18 protein-coding genes are annotated in these 18222 nt (G+C 72.0%); 17 read left to right on the forward strand and 1 reads right to left on the reverse strand.

Translation table 11 applies throughout. The annotated features are described in order from the left end of the window. Positions 1–69: 69 nt before the first annotated feature. The 13 genes from map to glmM all read left to right on the forward strand — a co-directional run bounded on the left by map (position 70) and on the right by glmM (position 10522). Complete coding sequence (map, locus tag PUR56_RS23865) at positions 70–909, forward strand: type I methionyl aminopeptidase (protein ID WP_329950393.1); 840 nt, start codon at positions 70–72, stop codon at positions 907–909. A gap of 199 nt (positions 910–1108) precedes the next feature. Further along, on the forward strand, positions 1109–1534 hold the full coding sequence (gene mscL / locus PUR56_RS23870) for a large conductance mechanosensitive channel protein MscL (protein ID WP_329885375.1): 426 nt from the start codon (positions 1109–1111) through the stop codon (positions 1532–1534). A gap of 168 nt (positions 1535–1702) precedes the next feature. Then, the gene (infA, locus tag PUR56_RS23875; RefSeq protein WP_003956442.1) at positions 1703–1924 is read left to right on the forward strand and encodes a translation initiation factor IF-1; all 222 of its coding nucleotides are present in this window, start codon (positions 1703–1705) and stop codon (positions 1922–1924) included. A 32-nt stretch (positions 1925–1956) separates the two neighbouring features. Next, positions 1957–2070, forward strand: coding sequence for a 50S ribosomal protein L36 (rpmJ, locus tag PUR56_RS23880; RefSeq protein WP_003956441.1), 114 nt, complete (start codon positions 1957–1959; stop codon positions 2068–2070). 181 nt (positions 2071–2251) lie between these two features. Beyond that, positions 2252–2632 (forward strand): 30S ribosomal protein S13, encoded by a 381-nt coding sequence (gene rpsM / locus PUR56_RS23885; RefSeq protein ID WP_063348977.1) that lies wholly within the window; start codon positions 2252–2254, stop codon positions 2630–2632. Positions 2633–2704: 72 nt separating this feature from the next. Continuing rightward, positions 2705–3112, forward strand: a complete 408-nt coding sequence (gene rpsK / locus PUR56_RS23890; protein ID WP_030232513.1) for a 30S ribosomal protein S11 — start codon at positions 2705–2707, stop codon at positions 3110–3112. A 142-nt stretch (positions 3113–3254) separates the two neighbouring features. Next, positions 3255–4277, forward strand: a complete 1023-nt coding sequence (locus tag PUR56_RS23895) for a DNA-directed RNA polymerase subunit alpha (protein WP_030232516.1) — start codon at positions 3255–3257, stop codon at positions 4275–4277. 131 nt (positions 4278–4408) lie between these two features. Then, on the forward strand, positions 4409–4900 hold the full coding sequence (rplQ, locus tag PUR56_RS23900; protein ID WP_329950394.1) for a 50S ribosomal protein L17: 492 nt from the start codon (positions 4409–4411) through the stop codon (positions 4898–4900). An 87-nt stretch (positions 4901–4987) separates the two neighbouring features. Continuing rightward, complete coding sequence (gene truA, locus PUR56_RS23905; RefSeq protein ID WP_329950395.1) at positions 4988–5899, forward strand: tRNA pseudouridine(38-40) synthase TruA; 912 nt, start codon at positions 4988–4990, stop codon at positions 5897–5899. A gap of 41 nt (positions 5900–5940) precedes the next feature. Continuing rightward, on the forward strand, positions 5941–7614 hold the full coding sequence (locus PUR56_RS23910; protein ID WP_329950396.1) for an ABC-F family ATP-binding cassette domain-containing protein: 1674 nt from the start codon (positions 5941–5943) through the stop codon (positions 7612–7614). 381 nt (positions 7615–7995) lie between these two features. Further along, positions 7996–8439 (forward strand): 50S ribosomal protein L13, encoded by a 444-nt coding sequence (gene rplM, locus PUR56_RS23915; protein ID WP_014136251.1) that lies wholly within the window; start codon positions 7996–7998, stop codon positions 8437–8439. Between the two features lie 46 nt (positions 8440–8485). Further along, positions 8486–8989 carry a 30S ribosomal protein S9 gene (rpsI, locus tag PUR56_RS23920; protein ID WP_329885371.1) on the forward strand — a complete coding sequence of 168 codons (504 nt, stop codon included), beginning with the start codon at positions 8486–8488 and terminating at the stop codon, positions 8987–8989. 168 nt (positions 8990–9157) lie between these two features. Beyond that, positions 9158–10522 (forward strand): phosphoglucosamine mutase, encoded by a 1365-nt coding sequence (gene glmM / locus PUR56_RS23925; protein ID WP_329950397.1) that lies wholly within the window; start codon positions 9158–9160, stop codon positions 10520–10522. A gap of 82 nt (positions 10523–10604) precedes the next feature. Here the strand turns inward: glmM and coaA are convergent, their stop codons facing one another. After that, positions 10605–11600 carry a type I pantothenate kinase gene (gene coaA / locus PUR56_RS23930; RefSeq protein ID WP_329950398.1) on the reverse strand — a complete coding sequence of 332 codons (996 nt, stop codon included), beginning with the start codon at positions 11598–11600 and terminating at the stop codon, positions 10605–10607. 99 nt (positions 11601–11699) lie between these two features. Here coaA and glmS point away from each other — a divergent pair, with 99 nt between their 5' ends. The 4 genes from glmS (at position 11700) to PUR56_RS23950 (ending at position 18191) form a co-directional block, all read left to right on the forward strand. Then, positions 11700–13556, forward strand: coding sequence for a glutamine--fructose-6-phosphate transaminase (isomerizing) (gene glmS, locus PUR56_RS23935; protein WP_329950399.1), 1857 nt, complete (start codon positions 11700–11702; stop codon positions 13554–13556). Between the two features lie 247 nt (positions 13557–13803). Beyond that, positions 13804–15381: an NAD(P)H-hydrate dehydratase gene (locus PUR56_RS23940; RefSeq protein ID WP_329950400.1), complete on the forward strand. Its 1578-nt coding sequence runs from the start codon at positions 13804–13806 to the stop codon at positions 15379–15381. A gap of 366 nt (positions 15382–15747) precedes the next feature. Continuing rightward, complete coding sequence (gene alr, locus PUR56_RS23945) at positions 15748–16944, forward strand: alanine racemase (protein ID WP_329950401.1); 1197 nt, start codon at positions 15748–15750, stop codon at positions 16942–16944. Next, positions 16941–18191 (forward strand): alpha/beta fold hydrolase, encoded by a 1251-nt coding sequence (locus tag PUR56_RS23950; RefSeq protein WP_329950402.1) that lies wholly within the window; start codon positions 16941–16943, stop codon positions 18189–18191. The genes alr and PUR56_RS23950 overlap by 4 nt, the downstream gene beginning before the upstream one ends. The last annotated feature ends 31 nt before the right edge of the window (positions 18192–18222 follow it).

The raw sequence follows: 18222 nt of genomic DNA on the forward strand, positions 1-18222 counted from the left end.
TCGTACGGTGGAACGAGTGCACGGCCGCCCGGCAAGGACCGCGCGGGAGACCAAGGAAGGCGTGACCAGATGGTGGAGATCAAGACCTCCGAGCAGATCGCGAAGATGCGAGCGGCCGGACTGGTCGTCGCCGAGGCGCTCAAGGCGTGCCGCGAGGCGGTAGCCCCGGGTGTGACCACCCAGGAACTCAACGACATCGCCGACAAGGTCATCACGGACCACGGCGCGACCTCCAACTTCCGCGCCCACCACGGCGGGCTCTGGTTCCCCGGTGTGATCTGCGCCTCGGTGAACAACGAGGTCGTGCACGGCATCCCGGGCGACCGGGTGCTGGAGGAGGGCGACCTGATCTCGATCGACTGCGGCGCCATCCTGGACGGCTGGCACGGCGACGCGGCGATCTCGGTGGCCGTCGGCGAGGCCCGGCCCGAGGTGGAGATGCTGAGCCGCGTCACCGAGGGCTCGATGTGGGCCGGCATCGCCCAGATGAAGAAGGGCAACCGCCTGGTCGACGTCTCCAAGGCGATCGAGGGCTTCATCCGCCGCCAGCCGCTGCCGCCGAAGGGCAAGTGGGGCATCACCGAGGGCTACGGCGGCCACGGCATCGGCACCGCGATGCACATGGAGCCGCACGTCCTGAACTACGTCGAGCGCGGCCGCGGGAAGGGCCCGAAGCTGATCCCCGGCACCGTGCTGGCCATCGAGCCCATGGTGTCGCTCGGCACGCCGCACACGACGGTGCTGGAGGACGACTGGACCGTCGTGACCAACGACGGTACCTGGGCCTCGCACTGGGAGCACTCGGTGGCCGTGACCGAGGAGGGGCCGCTGGTGCTGACCTCCTTCGACGGCGGCCGGGCCGAGCTGGCCAAGCTCGGCATCACCGCAGCTCCGGACCCGCTCGCCTAGTCGTCGGAGCCCGGTCGGGGCGGCCGTTCGCCGCCGCCCGCGAGGCCGACTGCCGGGTCCGACGACGGACCGGAGCCCTGGGGGTTTGGACCTCCAGGGCTTTTGTCCTATTTTTATCGGCTGGCAGTGGCTTCAGAGGCTCGGAGCGTCCCCGGACGGCTTCGACCGGCAAACGGCTTCGATCGAGCAGGAGAGAGCAGTGCTCAAGGGATTCCGCGAATTCATGATGCGCGGCAACGTCGTCGACATGGCGGTCGGTGTCGTCATCGGCGCCGCCTTCACCGGGGTGGTGACCGGCTTCGTGTCGGCCTTCCTCACCCCGCTGGTGGGTGTCGTGGTCGGCGCGGCGGGCGACTTCGGCTCGTACAAGGCCGACGTGGCGGGGGTCATCTTCCCGTACGGCCAGTTCCTGAACGTGCTGATCGCGTTCCTGATGACCGCCGCGGTGCTCTACTTCTGCGTCGTCCTGCCGGTGACCAAGGCGACCGCCCGCTACCTGCCGAAGAAGCCGAAGACCCCGAAGCGCCCGTGCCCGGAGTGCCTGACCGAAATACCCGAGGCCGCCCGCCGCTGCTCGGCCTGCACCGCCCACGTGGAGCCGCTGCGGGTCGTCGCCCCGCACTGACCGGGCCCCGGTTTTGGTCCACCCCTCGCGCTGGCGTAGGATGGACCGTCGGCTCACTCGTAGCGTGCTTCAGCACGCCCTCTTCCCCCTCGGGGGTCGGGGTGGACCCAGGTTCGCACGAGCGTGCCGCATACGGTAGCCGGTCCCGGAAGGTGGATCTCGCAGTTCATGGCTAAGAAGCAAGGCGCCATTGAGATCGAGGGCACCGTGATCGAGTCTCTTCCGAACGCGATGTTCAAGGTCGAGCTGCAGAACGGTCACAAGGTCCTCGCGCACATCAGTGGCAAGATGCGCATGCACTACATCCGCATCCTGCCGGACGACCGGGTCGTGGTGGAGCTCAGCCCCTACGACCTCACGCGTGGCCGGATCGTCTACCGCTACAAGTAAGAACGTCAGATCTAGACCCGGAGAACCTGAACATGAAGGTCAAGCCGAGCGTCAAGAAGATCTGCGACAAGTGCAAGGTGATCCGCCGCCACGGCCGGGTCATGGTGATCTGCGACAACCTGCGCCACAAGCAGCGCCAGGGCTGATCAGTTCCCCCCCAGCATTTCTCGTAGTACTTCGCGCGACGCGAAAAACGTCATAAGCGGGCTACCCGATCCGTCCGTCAGTGGACGGACTGCCACCCCCGGTCAGAGGCCGGGGCTCCATCGTCGAGAGGCGTAGGAGTAGGTAGCACGCGAGACCTCTGAAGAAGCACAGGAGCCTTGAATGGCACGCCTCGCCGGCGTTGATCTCCCCCGTGAGAAGCGGATCGAGATCGCCCTTACCTACGTGTACGGCATCGGCCGTACCCGCGCCCAGCAGACCCTGGTCGAGACCGGTGTCAACCCCGATGTCCGCGTGCGCGACATCAGCGAGGAAGACCTCGTCAAGCTGGGTCAGTACATCGACGCCAACTACACGGTCGAGGGTGACCTCCGCCGTGAGGTGGCCGCCGACATCCGCCGCAAGGTCGAGATCGGCTGCTACGAGGGTCTGCGTCACCGTCGCGGCCTGCCGGTCCGCGGCCAGCGCACCCACACCAACGCGCGTACCCGCAAGGGCCCGCGTCGCGCGATCGCCGGTAAGAAGAAGCCGGGCAAGAAGTAGTCCGTCCCGTCACCGGACATCCCTCCGGCCCGCGGGTCAGCGGACCGACCACCTCAGTAGGAGAACAGACTTATGCCCCCCAAGGGTCGTCAGGCTGCCGGCGCGAAGAAGATCCGCCGCAAGGAAAAGAAGAACGTGGCTCACGGCCACGCGCACATCAAGAGCACGTTCAACAACACGATCGTGTCGATCACCGACCCCGCGGGCAACGTGATCTCCTGGGCCTCTGCCGGCCACGTCGGCTTCAAGGGCTCGCGCAAGTCCACCCCGTTCGCCGCGCAGATGGCCGCTGAGGCCGCTGCCCGTCGCGCGCAGGAGCACGGCATGCGCAAGGTCGACGTCTTCGTGAAGGGTCCGGGCTCCGGCCGCGAGACCGCGATCCGCTCGCTCCAGGCCACCGGCCTGGAGGTCGGTTCGATCCAGGACGTCACCCCCACCCCGCACAACGGCTGCCGTCCGCCGAAGCGCCGCCGCGTCTGACGCAGCGCCTTCGGGCACGCGGGTTCTGCTTCAAGCCTTCGTACGGGGTCCCACGCGGTGTGTCACTGCCGGCGGGACCCCGTACGCTGGTTCTGTTCGGCATCAAATAGTGGGTGCCGAAGATCACTGGAGGATTTGACACATGCTGATCGCTCAGCGTCCCTCGCTGACCGAAGAGGTCGTCGACGAATTCCGCTCGCGGTTCGTGATCGAGCCGCTGGAGCCGGGCTTCGGCTACACCCTCGGCAACTCGCTCCGCCGCACCCTCCTGTCGTCGATCCCGGGTGCCGCTGTCACCAGCATCCGCGTCGACGGCGTCCTGCACGAGTTCACCACCGTGCCGGGCGTCAAGGAGGACGTCACCGACCTCATCCTCAACATCAAGCAGCTGGTCGTCTCCTCGGAGCACGACGAGCCGGTCGTGATGTACCTGCGCAAGCAGGGCCCGGGTGTGGTCACCGCCGCCGACATCGCCCCGCCGGCCGGTGTCGAGGTGCACAACCCCGAGCTGGTCCTCGCCACGCTGAACGGCAAGGGCAAGCTGGAGATGGAGCTGACCGTCGAGCGCGGTCGCGGCTACGTCTCCGCCGTGCAGAACAAGGCCTCCGGCCAGGAGATCGGCCGCATCCCGGTCGACTCGATCTACAGCCCCGTGCTGAAGGTCACCTACAAGGTCGAGGCCACCCGTGTCGAGCAGCGGACCGACTTCGACAAGCTCATCGTCGACGTCGAGACCAAGCCCGCCATGCGTCCGCGCGACGCCATGGCCTCGGCCGGCAAGACCCTGGTGGAGCTGTTCGGTCTCGCCCGCGAGCTGAACATCGACGCCGAGGGCATCGACATGGGCCCGTCCCCCACGGACGCCGCCCTGGCCGCCGACCTGGCGCTGCCGATCGAGGAGCTGGAGCTCACCGTCCGCTCCTACAACTGCCTCAAGCGCGAGGGCATCCACACCGTGGGTGAGCTCGTGGCCCGCTCCGAGGCCGACCTGCTCGACATCCGCAACTTCGGTGCGAAGTCGATCGACGAGGTCAAGGCGAAGCTGGCCGGCATGGGCCTGGCCCTCAAGGACAGCCCGCCCGGGTTCGACCCGACCGCCGCCGCCGACGCCTTCGGCGCCGACGACCTGGACGACGCGGGTTACGCGGAGACCGAGCAGTACTAAGAGTTTGACCGTGGGAACGGCCGCTCCGGCGGCCGTTCCGGCGGGTCAGTGAAAAGCCGTACGGGCACCGTGCCCGTACGCCCGCTGCGGTACCTGGTACGGCCGCAGTCGGAGATTCGAGGAGTAATTCCATGCCGCGTCCCACCAAGGGTGCCCGCCTCGGCGGCGGCCCGCACCACGAGCCGCTGCTGCTCGCCGGTCTGTGCCGGGAGCTCTTCCAGTACGGCCGCATCACCACGACCGAGGCCAAGGCCCGTCGGATGCGCCCGCTGGCGGAGAAGCTCATCACCAAGGCGAAGAAGGGCGACATCCACAACCGTCGCCTGGTGCGCAAGACCATCACCGACATCTCGGTGCTGCACACCCTCTTCACCGAGATCGCGCCGCGCTACGAGAACCGCCCGGGTGGCTACACCCGCATCACCAAGATCGGCGGTCGCCGCGGCGACAACGCGCCGATGGCCGTGATCGAGCTGGTCGAGGCGCTGACCGTCGCGCAGACCGCCGTCGGCGAGGCCGAGGGCGCCACCAAGCGTGCCGCCAAGGAGGCCGACGCCAAGGTCGAGGCCACCAAGGCCGACGAGGCGAAGGCCGACGAGGCCGAGGCCACCGAGCAGGCCTGACACCTTCCGGTGTAGTGCGGGCCCGTTCTCCCATCCGTGGGGGAGCGGGCCCGTTCCTTCTGTCTGGACCCCTCTGGGAGAGAAGCAGTGGTCAACGATTGCGCCGAGCGGCCGCCGGTCAAGGACGGCCCGGCCGACGGGTACGTCCGGATCCGGTTCGACCTCGCCTACCAGGGCGCCGAGTTCTCCGGATGGGCCCGCCAGCGCGGCGGTCGCCGCACCGTCCAGGAGGAGATCGAGACCGCGCTGCAGATCGTCACCCGGAGCCCGGAGCTCCACCCCCTGACGGTGGCCGGCCGCACCGACGCCGGTGTGCACGCCCGGGGCCAGGTCGCGCACGTCGACCTGCCGGACGAACTCTGGGCCCAGCACGGCGGGAAGCTGCTCCGGCGGCTGGCCGGGCGACTCCCCGGTGACATCCGGATCTACCGGGTGAGCGAGGCCCCCGCGGGCTTCGACGCCCGTTTCTCGGCGATCTGGCGCCGGTACGCCTACCGGGTCGCCGACCACCCCGGCGGGGTCGACCCGCTGCTGCGCGGGCACGTGCTCTGGCACGACCGGCCGCTGGACGTCGAGAAGATGAACGCCGCCGCCGAACTGCTCCTCGGCGAGCACGACTTCGCCGCGTACTGCAAGAAGCGCGAGGGCGCCACGACCATCCGCACCCTGCTGGAGCTGCGTTGGGACCGCGTGCCGGTGGACGCCTACGCCGCGCAGGAGGGCTCGCTGGCGGTCGCCACCGTCCGGGCCGACGCCTTCTGCCACAACATGGTGCGGGCGCTGGTCGGCGCGATGCTGCTGGTCGGCGACGGGCACCGGCCGGTGGAGTTCCCCGGCGAGGTGCTGGCCGGCGGCGTCCGCAACTCGGCGGTCAACGTCATCCGGCCCCACGGGCTGACGCTGGAGGAGGTCGGCTACCCGGCGGACGAGCTGCTCGCCGAGCGCAACCGGGCGGCCCGCCGGATGCGGACCCTGCCCGGACGGCCGGTGGTCGGCTAATCCGTTTTGGTCCTGGGCGGCGGCTTGGGAGAATCGTCCGCATGGGACACGTCGAGATTTCGCACCTTGAGTACTACCTGCCGGACGGGCGGGTGCTTTTCGACGACGCGTCCTTCCGGGTCGGCGAGGGCACCGCGGTCGCCCTGGTGGGCGCCAACGGTGCCGGCAAGACCACCCTCCTGCGCATGATCGCGGGCGACCTCCAGCCGCACGGCGGCTCGGTGACGATCAGCGGCGGCCTCGGCGTGATGCGCCAGTTCGTCGGCACCACCGGCCGCGAGGGCAGGCAGGAGGACGAGGACCGGCAGGGCCCGGCCCCGCTGGCCGCCGACGCCTCCGTCCGTGACCTGCTGGTCTCCGTCGCCCCCGAGCGGATCGCCGTCGCGGCCCGCGCGGTCGACGCCGCCGAGCTGGCGATGATCGCCCAGGACGACGAGAAGACGCAGATGGCGTACGCCCAGGCGCTCTCCGACTGGGCCGACGTCGGCGGCTACGACTACGAGACCGACTGGGACGTCTGCACGACGGCGGCCCTCGGCATGCCCTTCGACAAGGCCCAGTGGCGCGGCCTCAACACGCTCTCCGGCGGTGAGCAGAAGCGCCTCGTCCTGGAGGCGCTGCTGCGCGGCCCCGAGGAGGTGCTGCTGCTGGACGAGCCGGACAACTACCTGGACGTCCCCGGCAAGCGCTGGCTGGAGGAGGCGATCAGGGCCACCCCGAAGACCGTGCTCTACATCTCGCACGACCGCGAGCTCCTCTCCCGGACCGCCGAGAAGATCATCAGTGTCGAGTCCGGCGCGGCCGGCAGCAGTGTCTGGGTCCACGGCGGCGGCTTCGACTCCTTCCACGAGGCCCGAAAGGACCGCTTCGCCCGCTTCGAGGAGCTCGGCCGGCGCTGGGACGAGGAGCACGCCAAGCTCAAGAAGCTCGTCGTCACGCTGCGTCAGGCCGCCTCCGTCAGCCACGCGCTGGCCACCCGCTACGCGGCGGCGCAGACCCGGCTGAAGAAGTTCGAGGAGGCCGGCCGTCCGGAGGAGCCCCCGCGCGAGCAGAGCATCACCATGCGGCTCAAGGGCGGCCGGACGGGCGTGCGCGCCTTCACCATGGAGCAGCTGGAGCTCACCGGCCTGATGAAGCCCTTCGACCTGGAGGTCTTCTACGGCGAACGGATCGGCGTCCTCGGTTCCAACGGCTCCGGCAAGTCGCACTTCCTGCGCCTCCTCGCGGGGGACACCACGGTCGCGCACACCGGTGGCTGGAAGCTCGGCGCCCGGGTGGTGCCCGGCCACTTCCGGCAGACCCACGCCCATCCGGAGCTGCTCGGCCGTACCGTCCGCTCGATCGTCGAGGAGGAGCACGCGCTCAGCCGCGGCGCCGCGATGGGCGCCCTGCGCCGGTACGAGTTGGACCGGCAGGAGGAGCAGAAGTTCGAGTCGCTCTCCGGCGGGCAGCAGGCCCGGCTGATGATCCTCAAGCTGGAGCTCTCCGGGGTCACCGCGCTGCTGCTCGACGAGCCGACCGACAACCTGGACCTGGAGAGCGCGGAGGCGCTGCAGGCCGGGCTGGAGGCCTTCGACGGCACCGTGCTGTGCGTCACGCACGACCGCTGGTTCGCGAAGGCCCTGGACCGTTTCGTGGTGTTCGGCGCGGACGGCCGCGTCTACGAGTCGACGGAGCCGGTCTGGGACGTCACCCGGGTCGAGCGGGATCGCTGACCTGGCGTTCCGGCGCGGTGCGGGGCGGTCCGGGCCGTACCGCGCCGGGCCGGGTGATGTCCGGACCCTGTGCGGTTCCGGTCGTTCGGGTGCCGTTCGTGACCGGTCGGGGACCGGTTCAGGGTCCGTTCGGGAGCGGTTCAGGACAGTCCCGGGGCGGGTTCCGCCGGGCGAATTTTGACCCTCCCCGGTAGTCCCGGTAGCCTGGGCGCTTGATGTGCGTATTGGCTCGCTCTATCTCACGTGAGAGGTCGGTACGCCGGAGATATCAGGTCGACCACCCAGCGGCCCCCCTTGAATTGCGTCCAAGGCGGCCAGGCTGATGCCCTCGACCGGGTGCTCCTGTCAGGACTCACTCACTGAAAAGCAGAGGCTACGACCGTGCGTACGTACAGCCCCAAGCCCGGCGACGTCCAGCGTCAGTGGCACGTCATCGACGCGACCGACGTCGTGCTCGGCCGCCTGGCCTCCCAGGCCGCCAACCTCCTCCGGGGTAAGCACAAGGCGATCTACGCGCCGCACGTTGACACCGGTGACTTCGTCATCATCATCAACGCGGACAAGGTGCACCTGTCGGGTAACAAGAAGACCCAGAAGCTGGCGTACCGCCACAGCGGCTTCCCGGGCGGTCTCCGCTCGGTCCGCTACGACGACCTCCTGGCGAACAACCCGGAGAAGGCCGTCGAGAAGGCCATCAAGGGCATGGTCCCCAAGAACAGCCTGGGCCGCCAGATGCTCTCGAAGCTGAAGGTCTACTCGGGCGACCAGCACCCGCACGCTGCCCAGCAGCCGGTGCCGTTCGAGATCACCCAGGTCGCGCAGTAACTCCGGCCACCAAGCCCCCCAACACTGAAAAGAGCTGAGGAACCCCGTGGCCGAGACCACCGAAACCCTTGAGGTCGACTTCGACGAGACTGTCGTCGAGGGCGAGTACACCTCCGAGGAGAACTACACCTCCGAGTCCCTGGCCGGCCGCTTCGGCGAGGCCGTCCCCGGCGCCGGCCTCGGCCGTCGCAAGGAGGCGATCGCCCGCGTGCGCATCGTCCCCGGCACCGGCCAGTGGAAGATCAACGGTCGCACCCTGGAGAACTACTTCCCCAACAAGGTGCACCAGCAGACCGTGAACGAGCCGTTCAAGCTCCTTGAGCTCGACGGCCGTTACGACGTCGTCGCCCGCATCTCGGGTGGCGGCACCTCCGGTCAGGCCTACGCGCTGCGCCTCGGCGTCGCCCGCGCCCTGAACGAGGCCGACGTGGACAACAACCGCGCCGCCCTGAAGAAGGCCGGCTTCCTGATGCGTGACGCGCGTGCCGTCGAGCGCAAGAAGGCCGGTCTCAAGAAGGCCCGCAAGGCGCCGCAGTACAGCAAGCGCTAGTCGCGCCCCGGGGGTGCGTACCGCCCTGGTGGTGCACGCCCCCGGATGCGCTCTCACGCCCCGGAGTACTTCGCGTACTCCGGGGCGTCGTGCTCCCCGGCCATTGTGCGGAGGCCTGGGATTCGATCGGATTCTCTGCAAGGCATTGCGGCGATGGAGGACGGGACAGTGGGACGACTCTTCGGTACGGACGGCGTACGCGGCGTGGCCAACGAGACCCTGACGGCCGAGCTCGCGCTCGGGCTGTCGGTCGCGGCGGCGCACGTGCTCGGTGAGGCGGGGGCCTTCGACGGCCACCGGCCGGTCGCGGTGGTCGGCCGCGATCCGCGCGCCTCGGGCGAGTTCCTGGAGGCCGCGGTCATCGCCGGCCTGGCCAGCGCGGGCGTCGACGTGCTGCGGGTCGGCGTGCTGCCCACCCCGGCGGTGGCGTACCTCACCGGCGCGCTCGGCGCCGACTTCGGCGTGATGCTCTCCGCCAGCCACAACGCCATGCCGGACAACGGCATCAAGTTCCTCGCCCGCGGCGGCCACAAGCTGGACGACCGGATCGAGGACGCCATCGAGGCGCACTACCGGACGTACTCCGTCGGCAGCGACGAGTGGAAGCGCCCGACCGGGGCCGACGTCGGCCGGGTCCGCGAGTACACCGAGGGCTTCGACAAGTACGTCGCCCACCTGATCGGCGTGCTGCCCAACCGCCTGGACGGCATCCGGGTCGTCATCGACGGCGCCCACGGCGCGGCCGCGTACGTCGCCCCCGAGGCCTTCGCCCGGGCCGGCGCCGAGGTCGTCCACACCCTGGGGGCCGAGCCCACCGGCCTCAACATCAACGAGGGTGTCGGCTCCACCCACCTGGACCGGCTGCGCACCGCCATGCGCGAGCACCGGGCGGACCTCGGGATCGCCCTCGACGGTGACGCCGACCGCTGCCTGGCCGCCGACGCGGACGGCGACGAGGTCGACGGCGACCAGATCATCGCGATCCTCGCCGTCGCCATGAAGGAGGCCGGCACGCTGCGGAGCAACACCGTCGTGGCCACCGTGATGTCCAACCTGGGCTTCAAGCTGGCGATGGAGCGCGAGGGCATCGACCTGGTCGAGACCGCCGTCGGCGACCGCTACGTGCTGGAGGCGATGAAGGCGCACGGCTTCGCGCTGGGCGGCGAGCAGTCCGGCCACGTCATCCTCCTCGACCACGCGACCACCGGCGACGGCACGCTGACCGGCCTGATGCTCGGCGCCCGGCTGGCCGCCACCAAGCAGCCGCTGGCCGACCTGGCCGCCGTGATGACCCGTCTGCCGCAGGTGCTGATCAACGTCAAGGGCGTCGACAAGAGCCGGGTGAAGACCAGCGAGGAGCTGGCCGCCGCCGTCGCCGAGGCCGAGGCGGAGCTGGGCTCCACCGGCCGGGTGCTGCTGCGGTCGTCCGGCACCGAGCCGCTGGTCCGGGTGATGGTCGAGGCCGCCGACGAGTCGCAGTCCAAGGCCGTCGCGGAGCGCCTGGCCGAGGCGGTCCGGACGTACCTGGGCTGACCCCCCGCCGAACGCTCGAACGCCCGAGGGCCCCGCAGGTGCGGGGCCCTCGGGCGTTCGCGGCTCGCGGCTCGTGGCGCGTTCAGAGCTTGCGCAGCCGTGCCCGGCGGACCTTGTGGTCGGAGCCCTTCTGCAGGACCAGCGTCGCCCGGCCGCGGGTGGGCAGCACGTTCTCCAGCAGGTTCGGCTTGTTGATGGTGCGCCACACCTGGCGGCCGTACTCCATGGCCTCCTCCTCCGGCACCTCGGTGAACCGGCGGAAGTAGGAGTTCGGGTCCTGGAAGGCGGTCTGCCGCAGCTTGCGGAACCGGTCCAGGTACCAGCTCTCGATGTCGTCGGTGCGGGCGTCGACGTAGATCGAGAAGTCGAAGTAGTCGGCCACCGCGAGCCTGGTCCGGCCGTCGGTGCCCGGCAGCGCCGGCTGCAGCACGTTCAGCCCCTCGACGATCAGGATGTCCGGGCGCTCCACGGTGAGCCGCTCCCCGGGCACGATGTCGTACACGAGGTGCGAGTAGACCGGGGCGGAGACCCTCTCCTTGCCGGCCTTCACGTCCGCGACGAACCGCATCAGCGCCCGGCGGTCGTACGACTCGGGGAACCCCTTGCGGGCCATCAGCCCGCGCCGGCGCAGCTCCGCGTTCGGCAGCAGGAACCCGTCCGTGGTGACCAGCTCCACCCGGGGGTGCTCCGGCCAGCGGGCCAGCAGCGCCTGGAGCAGCCGGGCCGTCGTGGACTTGCCGACCGCGACCGAGCCGGCCACGCCGATGATGAACGGCGTGCGGGTGCGCTCGGTGTCCCCGGTGTCGAGGAAGGTGCCCAGCGCGTCGCGTAGGTCGTGCGTGGCGTGGATGTAGAGGTTCAGCAGCCGGGACAGCGGCAGGTAGACGTCGCGGACCTCGTCGAGGTCGAGCGCGGTGCCGAGACCGCGCAGCCGTTCCACCTCCTGTGCGGTCAGTGGCAGCGGCGTACGCTCGCGCAGTGCGCTCCACTCGGCCCGGCTGAGGTCCACGTAGGGGGACGGCGACGGGCCGGGCGTGGCAACGCCCCGCGTACAGAGTTCGGTCAGCACATGCTCCATTGTGAGCCGTAGCGCCGTTCAGGGGGGTTGTGGTGTCGGTCACGCGCCGGGGGCGAACCGCGCGAATGGGGCGTTCGGAGCGCCCTTATGCTGGCACGCATGTGCGGAATTGTTGGATACGTGGGCTCCCAGCCCGCCCTTGACGTAGTAATCGCAGGCCTGCAGCGACTGGAGTACCGGGGTTACGACTCCGCCGGTGTCGCGGTGCAGGTGCAGGGCTCCGACGGGCAGTGGAGCCTTGCCACCGACAAGCGGGCCGGAAAGCTCGCCAACCTGGAGAAGTCACTCGCCGAGACCCCTCTTCCCGGCGGAACCACCGGCATCGGTCACACCCGTTGGGCCACCCACGGCGGCCCGACCGACGCCAACGCCCACCCCCACCTGGACGACGCCGCCCGGGTGGCCGTGGTCCACAACGGCATCATCGAGAACTTCGCCCAGCTCCGGGCCGAGCTGACCGAGCGCGGCCACACGCTGCGCTCGGAGACCGACACCGAAGTCGTCGCCCACCTGCTCGGCGAGCTGTACGACGGTGACCTGGCCGAGGCGATGCGGGCGGTCTGCCGCCGTCTCGACGGCGCCTTCACCCTCGTCGCCGTGCACGCGGACGCGCCGGACGTCGTGGTCGGCGCGCGCCGCAACTCGCCGCTGGTGGTCGGGCGCGGCGAGGGCGAGAACTTCCTCGCCTCCGACGTCGCGGCGTTCATCGCGCACACCCGCGAGGCGATCGAGCTGGGCCAGGACCAGGTCGTGGAGCTGCGCCGCGACGCGGTGACGGTCACCAACTTCGACGGCACCCCGGCCGACGTGCGCGAGTACCACGTCGACTGGGACGCCTCGGCCGCCGAGAAGGGCGGCTACGACTACTTCATGCTCAAGGAGATCGCCGAGCAGCCGAAGGCCGTCGCCGACACCCTCCTCGGCCGGATCGGCACCGACGGCCGGCTCACCCTCGACGAGCTGCGGATCTCCGACGCCGACCTGCGGTCGGTCGACAAGGTCGTCATCGTCGCCTGCGGCACCGCCTTCCACGCGGGCATGATCGCCAAGTACGCGATCGAGCACTGGACCCGGATCCCCTGCGAGGTCGAGGTCGCGTCCGAGTTCCGCTACCGCGACCCGATCATGGGCCCGGGCACGCTGGTCATCGCGATCTCGCAGTCCGGCGAGACCATGGACACCCTGATGGCGCTGCGGCACGCGCGCGAGCAGGGCGCCAAGGTGCTGGCGATCTGCAACACCAACGGCTCCACCATCCCCCGCGAGTCGGACGCGGTGCTGTACACCCACGCCGGGCCCGAGGTCGCCGTCGCCTCCACCAAGGCGTTCCTGACCCAGCTGGTGGCCTGCTACCTGGTCGCGCTGTACCTCGGCCAGGTGCGCGGCACCAAGTGGGGCGACGAGATCCACGCCGTCATCAAGGAGCTCGGCGACGCCCCGCGCCAGGTCGAGCAGGTCCTGCGGACCATGGAGCCGGTGCGCGAGCTGGCCCGCTCGCTGGCCGACGCGCGCTCGGTCCTGTTCCTCGGCCGGCACGTCGGCTTCCCGGTGGCCCTGGAGGGCGCGCTCAAGCTCAAGGAGCTCGCCTACATGCACGCCGAGGGCTTCGCGGCCGGCGAGCTGAAGCACGGGCCGATCGCGCTGATCGAGGAGGGCCTGCCGGTCGTGGTGGTCGTGCCGTCGCCGCGCGGGCGGTCGATCCTGCACGACAAGATCGTCTCCAACATCCAGGAGATCCGGGCCCGGGGCGCCCGCACGATCGTCATCGCCGAGGAGGGCGACGAGGCGGTCGTCCCGTACGCGGACCACCTGATCCGCATCCCGGTCACGCCGACCCTGCTGCAGCCGCTGGTCTCCACCGTGCCGCTGCAGGTCTTCGCCTGCGAGCTGGCCACGGCCAAGGGCCACGAGGTCGACCAGCCCCGCAACCTGGCGAAGTCGGTGACGGTCGAGTAGTCGGGTCGTCCGGCCCTTCCCGTCCGGTGCCCCCGCGGTGGCTGCGTTCCACCGCGGGGGCGCCCTGCTGTCCGGGCCCGCCGGGCCGCTCCGGCGGCGCGGGGTCGGCCGGTGGGGGACCGGAGCGGGTGTCGTGCCGAAGCGTGCCGCACGGCCTCGGGCCCTGCGGGGGAGGCCGGTCGCGTAGCGTCGGCGGTAGCCGTCGTCCCTATCCGTCGTCCGTCGCCGAAGACCGGGGGAACCCCTCATGCGCAGTGCTCACCGCGTCGACCAGGTCCGGGCCGCCGAGGCCGAACTGATGGCCGCGCTGCCGGAGGGCACCCTGATGCAGCGGGCCGCCGCCGGCCTCGCCGTGACCTGCGCCCGGCTGCTGACCCGCCGTCGGGGCCGGGTCTACGGCAGCCGGGTGGTGGTCCTGGCGGGCAGCGGGGACAACGGGGGCGACGCCCTGTACGCGGGCGCGGCGCTGGCCCGGCGCGGCGCGCGGGTGGCGGCGGTGCTGCTCGCACCCGAGCGGGCCCACGCAGGGGGCCTCGCGGCTCTCCGGTCGGCCGGCGGGCGGGTGGTGCCGGAGCAGGAGGTCGGCCTGGCCGACTTCTCGCGCGCGGACCTGGTGCTGGACGGCATCGTCGGCATCGGCGGGCGGGGCGGCCTGCGGCCGGAGGCGCAGCCGTACGCCCGCGCCGGCCGGGACGGGGTGGTGGTGGCCGTGGACGTGCCGAGCGGGGTGGACGCCGACACCGGCGAGGTGGCGGGCGTGGCGCTCCGGGCGGACGTGACGGTCTGCTTCGGCACGTACAAGCCGGGGCTGCTGATCGATCCGGGCGCCTCGTACGCGGGGGTGGTGCAGCTGGTGGGGATCGGGCTGGAGCTGCCGCCGGCCGCGGTGGCGGCCCCGCAGCACGCCGACGTGGCCGCGCTGCTGCCGGTGCCGGGGGCGGAGAGCGACAAGTACCGGCGCGGCGTGGTCGGGGTGGCGGCCGGCTCGTCGCGGTACCCCGGGGCCGCGCTGCTCGCGGTGGCCGGGGCGCTGAGCGGTGGCGCCGGTGCGGTGCGGTACGTGGGGACGGCGGCCGAGGAGGTGGTGCGGCGGTTCCCGGAGGCGCTGGTCACCGAGGGCGGGCCGGCCGGGGCGGGGCGGGTGCAGGCATGGGTGGTCGGACCGGGCGGCGGCGAGGGGGCGGAGCGGGCGCTCACGGAGGCGCTGGCGAGCGACGTCCCGGTGCTGGTGGACGCGGACGGGCTGACCGAACTGGCCCGCCTCGGGCCGCAGGCGCTCGCCGGGCGGACGGCGCCCACGCTGCTGACCCCGCACACGGGCGAGGCGGCCCGCCTGCTGGCGGGCGCGGGTGAGGCGGCGGGTGCCGCGGGCGGTGAGGCCAGGCCGCCGGCCGCCGACGAGCTGGCCGCCACCCGGCTGGCCACGGCCCGCCGGCTCGCCGCCGCCTATCGGGCGACGGTGCTGCTGAAGGGCTCGACGACGGTGATCGCCGACCCGGGCGGCGCGGTGCGGGTGAACCCGACCGGCAGCTCCTGGCTGGCGACGGCCGGCAGCGGCGACGTGCTGGCGGGCCTGGCCGGTTCGCTGCTGGCCACCGGGCTCTCCCCGCTGGACGCCGCCTCGGTGGCCGCGTACCTGCACGGCCTCGCCGCCCGCCGCGCGGCCGGTAGTCCCGGGGCGCCCGTCACCGCCCTCCAGGTGGCGGCAGCCCTCCCCGCCGCCTGGCGCGACGTCCGGTCGGCCGAGGGCTCAGAGGGCGCTGAGGGCGCTGAGGGCTCTGAGGGCTCTGAAAGTTCTGCGGCCGCTGTGGCCTCCGGGGGCTGACGCGCGCCGGAACGTACCGACCGGCTTCCGTTGAGCTGCCCGGGTGCCCGTCGGCCCCTGCGCCCCCGCCCTCGGCTCGCCGGGCGCGCACGAGAAGTCGGCCCGTCCGACGTCCGGTGCGCGGACTGCGGTCGTCGCCCTCTCCTGGCCGATCGGCCTGCTCCTCGTCCGCTGCGGGGCCCGAGGGGCCGGGGAGGCCGGGACGGTCGGGGCGGGTGGGGGGAGGGGGGAAGGAACCGGCGGGTGATTCGTGGGCGTCCGGTAGGGGACGGCGGGTTGTGCGGGTCGCTCGGCGGCGGCGCCCCGGGGCGGCGTGCCGACGGGCCGTTCGGCGAGGACCCTGGGACGTCTGGGAGACTGACCCTGATGACAACTGCGAACACGATCGCTACGGCCACCCTCACCGAAGGAGCGCGGGCCGAGGCGACCATCGATCTGGCCGCCCTGCGCGGCAACCTCGACGCGCTGCGCGAGCGCGTCGGAGGCGCCGCGGTGATGGCCGCGGTCAAGGCGGACGCCTACGGCCACGGCGCGGTCCGGTGCGCCCGGGAGGCGGTCGCCGCAGGGGTCGGCTGGCTGGGCACCGCGACGCCGGAGGAGGCGCTCGCCCTGCGCGCCGCCGGCATCCGCCCCGACCAGGCCCGCGTCCTGTGCTGGCTCTGGACCCCCGGCGGCCCGTGGCGTGAGGCGCTGCTCGCCGACATCGACATCTCGGTCAGCGGCCGGTGGGCGCTGGACGAGCTGCTCGCCGCCGTCCGCGGCACCGGGCTGCCGGCCCGGGTGCACCTGAAGGCCGACACCGGCCTGGGCCGCAACGGCTGCCAGCCGCACGACTGGCCCGACCTGGTCGCCGCCGCCCGCCGCGCCGAGCTGGACGGCCTGCTCACCGTGGTCGGCGTCTGGTCGCACTTCGCGGCCGCCGACGAGCCCGGCCACCCGTCGATCCAGGCCCAGCTGGACGCCTACCGCGCCGCGCTGGTCACCGCCGAGGCGGCCGGGCTGCGGCCGGAGGTCCGCCACCTGGCCAATTCGCCCGCCACCCTGCTGCTCCCGCAGTCGCACTTCGACATGGTCCGCACCGGCCTGGCGATGTACGGGTTGTCGCCCGTCCCCGAGGTCGGCTCGCCGGCCGACTTCGGCCTCCGCCCGGTGATGTCGCTGAGCGCCCGGCTCGCCCTGGTGAAGCACGTCCCCGGCGGGCACGGCGTCAGCTACGGCCACCACTACACGACCCCCGGTCCGACCACGCTGGGCCTCGTCCCGGTCGGCTACGGCGACGGCGTCCCCCGGCACGCGAGCGGCACCGGCCCGGTGCAGATCGACGGCAAGTGGCGGACGGTGGCCGGCCGGGTGGCGATGGACCAGTTCGTCGTCGACCTCGGCGGCGACACCCCGCCGGTCGGCGACGAGGTGCTGCTGTTCGGCAACGGCGACCGGGGCGAGCCGACCGCCGAGGACTGGGGCCGCGCCTGCGGCACCATCTCCTACGAGATCGTGACCCGGATCGGCTCCCGGGTGCCGCGCCGCTACGTCGGCGGGCTGGACGGGGAGCCGCTCGGATGAGCGGGCAGCCCGGCACGGACCCGGTCGCGACGGTGGCCAAGGCGGCCGGGAAGGCCGCGGAGGTGGCGGGTGCCGCGTCCGGTGCGGCCTCCGGGGTGAGCCGGGCCGGCCTGATCGGGATCTCGGTCGGCGTGCTCGCGGCGGGCGCCGCGGCCGGCGTGGCGATAGAGCGTCTGACGGTCGGCCGGGCGATGCGCCGCCGGGCCCGCGCGGAGCTGGACGCCAAGGCCGCGTACGGCTCGCTGCGCGGTCGCCCCCGGACGGTGACCGCCACCGACGGCACCGAGCTGTACGTGGAGGTGGACGGCACCGGCTGGCCGGACGCCGGCGCGGACGCCGCTGGGAACACCGGTCCGGACTCCGGTCCGGAGCCGCTGACCGTGGTCTTCTGCCACGGCTACTGCCTCAGCCAGGACAGCTGGCACTTCCAGCGCGCCGCGCTCCGCGCCGGTCTGCGGCTGGTCTTCTGGGACCAGCGCAGCCACGGGCGCTCGGAGCGGTCCCGCTCCTACCTGGCGGGTGAGCCGGCCAGCATCGACCAGCTGGGCGGCGACCTCAAGGCCGTGCTCGACGCCGTCGCGCCCACCGGTCCGCTGGTCCTGGTCGGCCATTCGATGGGCGGCATGACGGTGATGGCGCTGGCCGACCAGCATCCGGAGCTGTTCCGTGAGCGGGTCGCCGGGGTCGGGCTGATCGGCACCCTGGCGGGGAACTGGGACGCGGTGACCCTCGGCCTGCCCGCGGTGGGGGCGAAGCTGTTCAAGCGGGTCGCGCCCGGCATGGTGAAGCTGCTCGGCCGTCAGGTCGACCTGGTCGAGGCGAGCCGCCGGCTGGGGGCCGACGTCAGCGCCGTGTTCTACCGGCGTTTCTCCTTCGGGGGGAAGGACGTCGACCCCGGGGTGGTCCGGTTCGCCGAGCAGCTGCTGGACGCGACGCCGATCGACGTGGTGGCGGAGTTCTACCCGGTCTTCGCCGCGCACGAGAAGACCGAGGCGCTGGGTGCCCTGCGCGGCGTTCCCACCCTGGTGCTGACCGGCACGAAGGACCTGCTGACCCCGCCCGGCCACGGTGAGGTCATGGCCGGCCAGCTGCCCGGCGCGGAGCTGGTCCTGGTCGAGGACGCCGGGCACCTGGTGATGCTGGAGCGGCCGGACCTCGTCAACCAGTGGCTGGTCACCCTGCTGGAGCGGGCCGCCGCCTACCGGGGTGCGGCCCCGCTCCCGGCCTCGTTGCGCGAGCCGGCGTAGCCGCCGCCCGGCCCGCTGCCGGGCGGCCGGA

It is taken from the genome of Streptomyces sp. BE303, assembly GCF_036290945.1.
Classification (GTDB): Bacteria; Actinomycetota; Actinomycetes; order Streptomycetales; family Streptomycetaceae; genus Kitasatospora.